This is a genomic window from Desulfobacterium sp. N47, from assembly GCF_051233685.1.
In the GTDB taxonomy this organism is placed as follows: domain Bacteria; phylum Desulfobacterota; class Desulfobacteria; order Desulfobacterales; family RPRI01; genus RPRI01.
On the sequence record NZ_JBAMMY010000093.1, the window covers coordinates 1 to 5,869 of the forward strand.

The 5,869-nt window shown below is 36.5% G+C and carries 7 protein-coding genes; all 7 read right to left on the minus strand.

Translation table 11 applies throughout. The features are described 5' to 3' along the window. Positions 1 to 1,234, minus strand: a 1,234-nt coding sequence (cysS, locus tag VXK47_RS05945) for a cysteine--tRNA ligase (protein ID WP_435547854.1), incomplete at its 3' end; no start/stop codon positions are given. A gap of 45 nt (positions 1,235 to 1,279) precedes the next feature. Further along, entirely contained in the window at positions 1,280 to 1,747 is a 468-nt protein-coding gene (ispF, locus tag VXK47_RS05950; RefSeq protein ID WP_435547855.1) for a 2-C-methyl-D-erythritol 2,4-cyclodiphosphate synthase, read from the minus strand. 132 nt (positions 1,748 to 1,879) lie between these two features. After that, positions 1,880 to 2,947: an OmpA family protein gene (locus tag VXK47_RS05955; protein ID WP_435547856.1), complete on the minus strand. Its 1,068-nt coding sequence runs from the start codon at positions 2,945 to 2,947 to the stop codon at positions 1,880 to 1,882. 286 nt (positions 2,948 to 3,233) lie between these two features. After that, complete coding sequence (locus VXK47_RS05960; RefSeq protein ID WP_435547857.1) at positions 3,234 to 3,536, minus strand: hypothetical protein; 303 nt, start codon at positions 3,534 to 3,536, stop codon at positions 3,234 to 3,236. Positions 3,537 to 3,612: 76 nt separating this feature from the next. Further along, entirely contained in the window at positions 3,613 to 4,008 is a 396-nt protein-coding gene (locus tag VXK47_RS05965; protein WP_435547858.1) for a hypothetical protein, read from the minus strand. Positions 4,009 to 4,165: 157 nt separating this feature from the next. Continuing rightward, positions 4,166 to 4,459: a hypothetical protein gene (locus tag VXK47_RS05970; RefSeq protein ID WP_435547859.1), complete on the minus strand. Its 294-nt coding sequence runs from the start codon at positions 4,457 to 4,459 to the stop codon at positions 4,166 to 4,168. 475 nt (positions 4,460 to 4,934) lie between these two features. Beyond that, on the minus strand, positions 4,935 to 5,366 hold the full coding sequence (locus VXK47_RS05975; RefSeq protein WP_435547860.1) for an Hsp20/alpha crystallin family protein: 432 nt from the start codon (positions 5,364 to 5,366) through the stop codon (positions 4,935 to 4,937). Between the last annotated feature and the right edge of the window lie 503 nt (positions 5,367 to 5,869).

Genomic DNA, 5,869 nt, shown 5'->3' on the forward strand with positions numbered 1-5,869 from the left:
TTTCAGCCGGTTCGGATAGAATGCCTATCACATCACCCATTTTGCGTATATCTGCATAAATCGAGTTAATTATGGTTTTTATTTCATCCGAATTACTGTTTTCATCAAGCAGACGGTTTATATGGCGAACAGAATCGAATAGATATCCAATGCCCTTTGCAGTATTAAAGTCATCATCCATCGACTCGCAAAACTTTTCCCAGTAACCTTCCGGATAGTTTATGAAATCTTTTCCCGTAATATCTGCAATTTCCTCAACACGTTGTATCGCGGAATATATTTTATCAAGCGCAGCTTCAGATTCTTCCATCGCCTTGTCGGTAAAATCTATCGGACTTCTATAGTGATTGGATAAAAGAAAGAGGCGAACTGAATCGGGATGATATGACTTAAGTATGTCTTTAATCAGAAGAAAATTGCCAAGAGATTTTGACATCTTTTCATGGTTTATATTTACAAAACCATTGTGAACCCAGTATTTGGCAAACGGTTTTTCAAAAGCACCTTCAGACTGGGCTATCTCATTTTCATGATGAGGGAAAATCAGATCCTTGCCACCTCCGTGAATATCAAATGTTTCACCAAGATAGGCGCTGCTCATAGCGGAACATTCGATATGCCAGCCCGGCCTTCCCCTGCCCCATGGGCTTTCCCAGTAAGGTTCTCCCGGTTTCTGAGACTTCCACAAAGCAAAATCAAAGGGATTATTTTTTCTTTCATCAATCTCCACTCTGGCTCCGGCTTCCATATCCTCAAGCTTACGCCCTGAAAGTTTTCCGTAATCTTTAAATTTATCAACCGAATAATATATATCTCCGTCTATTCTGTATGCTATCTCTTTTTTCAGCAATATTTCAATTAATGCTATGATCTTATCTATATGCTCGGTTGCTTTCGGCTCTATAGTCGCCCTTTTAATATTCAAGGCGTCCATGTCTTCATAAAATTCCTTGATATATCGTTCAGCAACTTCATGAGATTCAATACCGAGCTGAACGGCACGATTTATTATCTTGTCATCTACGTCGGTAAAGTTTCTGACATACGTCACCTCAAGTCCGGTTGCATTCAAATATTTTAAAATAACATCAAAAACAATAACCGATCTTGCATGACCGATGTGGCAGGAATCATAAACGGTTGGGCCGCATACATACATTGAAACCTTGCCCGGTTGAACAGGCTCAAAGGGAACTTTTTTTCTTTCTATAGTATTATATATACGAAGGGACATTTTCCTCCCGCTTTTTTTATTATTATATGGATAAAATCAAACAAATCAGTCAATCAAAACAATACACATGGCCGCAATACCTTCTCCGCTTCCGATAACTCCCAGCCCTTCAGCAGTTGTTGCTTTAACATTAACAAGTTCTTTATCAATATCTGCCGTGTGAGCGATATTTACTTCCATTTCGGCTTTATAAGGAGATAGCTTAGGCTTTTCGGCAAAAACCGTCAAATCTATATTGCATATCCGATGGTTTTTATTTTTCAACATACTGCAAATTTTTGCAAGAAGTTCAAGACTGCATATATCTTTATATTCAGGATCGGTATCAGGAAAATGCATGCCGATATCTCCAAGACCGGCAGCTCCCAACAGAGCATCACAAACCGCATGTACAACAACATCAGCATCCGAATGGCCTAGGAGTCCTTTTTCAAACGGAATTAATCTTCCACCAAGAATAAGCTTTCGATGGTGAGCCAGTTTATGAATATCGTAACCAATACCAGTGCGCATTATAAATTAACTCCTTCTATTTATAAATAAAGAGGCCGGACAAAACGTATGTCCGGCCTCTTTGAGTACTATTTATCTATCGTTTTCCTTAATCTGTTATCAAATCAGGAAAGACGGCTTCCAACATTAAATTTAATAAATAGGTTTAAGCTCAACTCTGCGGTTCTTTGCCATATCTTCTGCATTATCATTCGGTGCAGCCGGAACAGTAAATCCAAATCCTTTTGCCGTAAGTATTGAACGATCCACACCTTTACTTACAAAATATTCCACTACTGATTTGGCCCTGTTTTCAGAAAGCTTCCGGTTGTATTTTGCAGTTCCACGGCTATCGGTATGCCCCTGAACTTCCAGTTTCATGTCAGGGTTCTTTTTAATAACACTTACTACATTATCCAGAATCGGAAAGTATTTGGAAAGGATGTTCCATTTCGCCGTATCAAAATATACTCCTTGAAGTATCCAGCATCCTCTGCAATCAACAGTGGCACCTTTTGGAGTGTTCGGGCATTTATCAAGATCGTCATATACTCCATCACCATCGCTGTCTGTTCTGGGTGGTTCAACTGCTTTAGGTGGTTCTTCTACCGCTTTAGGTGGTTCTTCTGCCGCTTTAGGTGGTTCAACTACTTTAGGTGTTTCCTCCACTTTAGGTTTATCTTTTTCACCACCAAATAAAAAGGATACACCCACTGTGCACAATAAATTGTTTTGGGATTCATTAAACGGAAGAACATGTCTTACATCCCCACGTAATGCGATATCGTCTGTAATAAAGTATTTTAATCCGGCTCCGTAATTAAGCAAAAAATCGGTTTCCGTATTTCCTTTGCTTGGATCCAATGTAATTCCTCCGGCTCCTGCCGCAAGGTAAGGAACAAGTTTGCCGAATTTTGTTATATTATACAAAGCATCCAATTTATAAAGATAACCGGTAACTTCGGAATCTCTAAAACCTTTGCGGTCGGAATCGATATAATTTATTGATCCTTCCACACCCCAGTTTTTAGTAATACTATATCCAAGGTTTATTCCGGAAGTAATCCCGTCATCTAATTTCTGGTCTCCTTCAAAAAAATACCAGCCGATATTTGGTGTAACAGTAATTGCGCCTTGTCGCTCTCCTGCAATACTTGATGTCATAAACAAAGTTAAAAATGTAAAAACAGAAGTTACCAGTATTATAGCAATTTTTTTCATTCAATCTCTCCTTTTAAGCAAAACTATCCGATTTGGAATTTAACAACCTCAAAACAAGTTAACATGCGAGACATTTTTCATATCCTATTATAGAATTGAGTTTATGAAAGCAAACAGAATTTGATGGATTATTAAATAATTTATCAACAAGGCGGGGGCGGTTAAGCCCCCTGTATTGTATGAGGCAGAATCACTTGAATTTTTGACTAAAATACTTTTAACTTAGAAGAGAAAGACCAAAAAGCACTAGCCGTTTTTGTCTGTGATTCATCAGCTATTCGTGTCTTTACTGATATGCTACAAAAAAAGAATTGTTTTTTTCAGGGATTAATTCAGTTGCTTTATCTCCTGTAAACCAGCATGAAGCCGGACGGACATTCAGGTTGGGAATGTTTTTATGGAACACTTCGATTCCAAAATTATTGAGTTGCTTTAAACAGCTGGTATGTATAAATATTTTATCGTTATAGCGCAACCCGTTTATAGTATTGATTAATTCGTAAGCTGAATTTCCATCGAAATCTCCGGATAATTTAAGATGAACATTTTCACTGTTTCTAAAAACCTGTATCTTAAAATTCGCTGCCATTTTATATTCTCCATTCAAAAGTATCTGTTATTTTCAGAGTTCCAACAAGATTATATCTGTCATATGAATTTTCTTTTCATGCAAACCCGGCTCCTTTTTCATATAATACCCAATTTTGCCTGCCCTGACGCTGATAGTGCAAATCGCTTAATGGAGCCATAAAATGTATCCGCCAGTCATATTTCGGGTCCGCTGCAGCTATTTCTTCTGCCTGAGCCACAGTCATATATTTTCCATAACCTGTTGATGCCATTTCATCATATACATATACACACTTACTGTTTTTAGTTAAAAGAGCACTACCGAATCCAACCGCAATTACTTCTTCCATGGGCAGAATCGCCCGATAGTAACCGCAGAAAGGATAAATTTCGTTTCGGTCTGCAATACAAGGAAGAGGTTCATAACCTGCCTCTTCATAAAACACTGATTGACCGCTATAAAATTTTAATTCCAGATTGGCGGAACTCATATATTTACTCCTTCATGGGGCTGGTTTTGGCATTATTCCAACAAAATAATTATGCAGAACCCTGATAAATCTCATTAATGGATATAGAAAAGAAAAAAAATGCCGCTTTTAAAAGCGATTAATTGATATTTATTGTCAGGTAAAATTGTTAAAAAAATTAAAACCAGAATGATTCGCTTTCTTGCGGTTCCATCATATTTCCATATTTTCCGATGAACAAAAGATCCTGAAAAGAATCATTCAAAAGGCATTCTTTCTGAAAAATATCCAGTGCCAAAGGATGAATTAAAAAAAGACTGCTTGTATTAATAAAAATATTTTTAACTTTATCACAATTATTTTTCAAAACATCAATCAGTTCTATTGCTGAAAAGCCGTCAAATTCACCTATCAGGTCAACATGAAGACTACCTTTATTTTGCTGGACAATAATTCTAAAATTTGAGGCCATATTATTAACCTGTTTTAGTGACTATGTATTAATAATTATATCATGCTACGAGATCATAAAAAGCAGAGTAACGGATTCTGTTTTATTGCCTTAACGGATCAGAAATTCTGATAAGACAGTGAAAATGCTTCAAGCTCGGAATAATTATTAGAGCATGATATCACATCAACCAATGTTGCTTGCAACTGGTTAATTATTTTGCAATTTTCAGAACAATCAGGGAGTTGTTTCTTGAAACGGCAATCCCTGCAAGGACTTTTTTTCACATAACCAATATCGCACTCGAGCTTTTTTATATTTGAGACCTTTATTTTATTACGCATGATATAATCCTTTCCGATTGTAAAATTTCTATTAAGAAGTAATGCGAACCTCAGGATTAACTTATTAAAACAACTTGCATTTTTTATTGTTTACGGAAATTAAAGTATTTCTCAAAATGGTCAAAAAGCTAATTGAAACCGGAATATATTATCTACTCCAGTTTGACTTCGATAAGTTTGGGCTTCGATTCTTTGGTCTTTTTAATGTTAAGACTCAGCATACCGTCTTTAAATGAAGCTTTAATATTTGATTCATCAACATTATCAGGTAATGTAAAGCTTCGAATAAAATTTCCGTAGTACCGCTCGATTCTATGATACTTTTTGCCTTTCTCTTCTTTTTCTTTTTTTCTTTCCCCTTTTATCGTCAATATTCCATTATCTATCGTAACTTTTACATCATCTTTACTGATCTCAGGAATCTCGGCCTTTATTATAAACTCAGTATCGGTTTCAGCTATATCAACCCGCGGAGCCCAATCTCCCGGAGTAATGAATTCGCCACTGGGATGACCCAATGATTTTGTATAGCGTTCAAACATATCCTCAATTTCCCGCCAAGGATTCCATTTAGTAATCTCCATTATGAATCTCCTTTTTTTTATATGATTAATATTCATTTATGCCGGATGTGATGTGATTTTTAATTTACTAAAATTATCAGCTTTGTAAATAGGGAGAAAGGTTCATTTTACTTAGGGAATTATCCCATTTTCAGGAATTGATAGCTAAAAAAAATATAGACCCGTAAAAAGTCCGGCAACAGGCCCGGAAGGAATAATCTCAGTACTTTTATTTACTGCGGCCATCGGTTTAAAAAATTGACATGCAGGCTGATAAATGTAATATTTTTTTACAGGAGAACTTGAATAGCTCTCATTATAATGGACCCCGAAATTTGAACTGATGGTTAAGCTGCTTTTTCTGTGATATTGACTCCATTATGAAGGAGACAGAATGAGAAAGCAATATCCAGGGAATTTTAAAGCAAAGGTTGCATTGGAAGCCATCAGGTCAGAGGATACGATAGCGGAGTTGTCATCCAAGTATGAGATTCACAGAGCCTTGGTTATGCGATGGAAAAAAG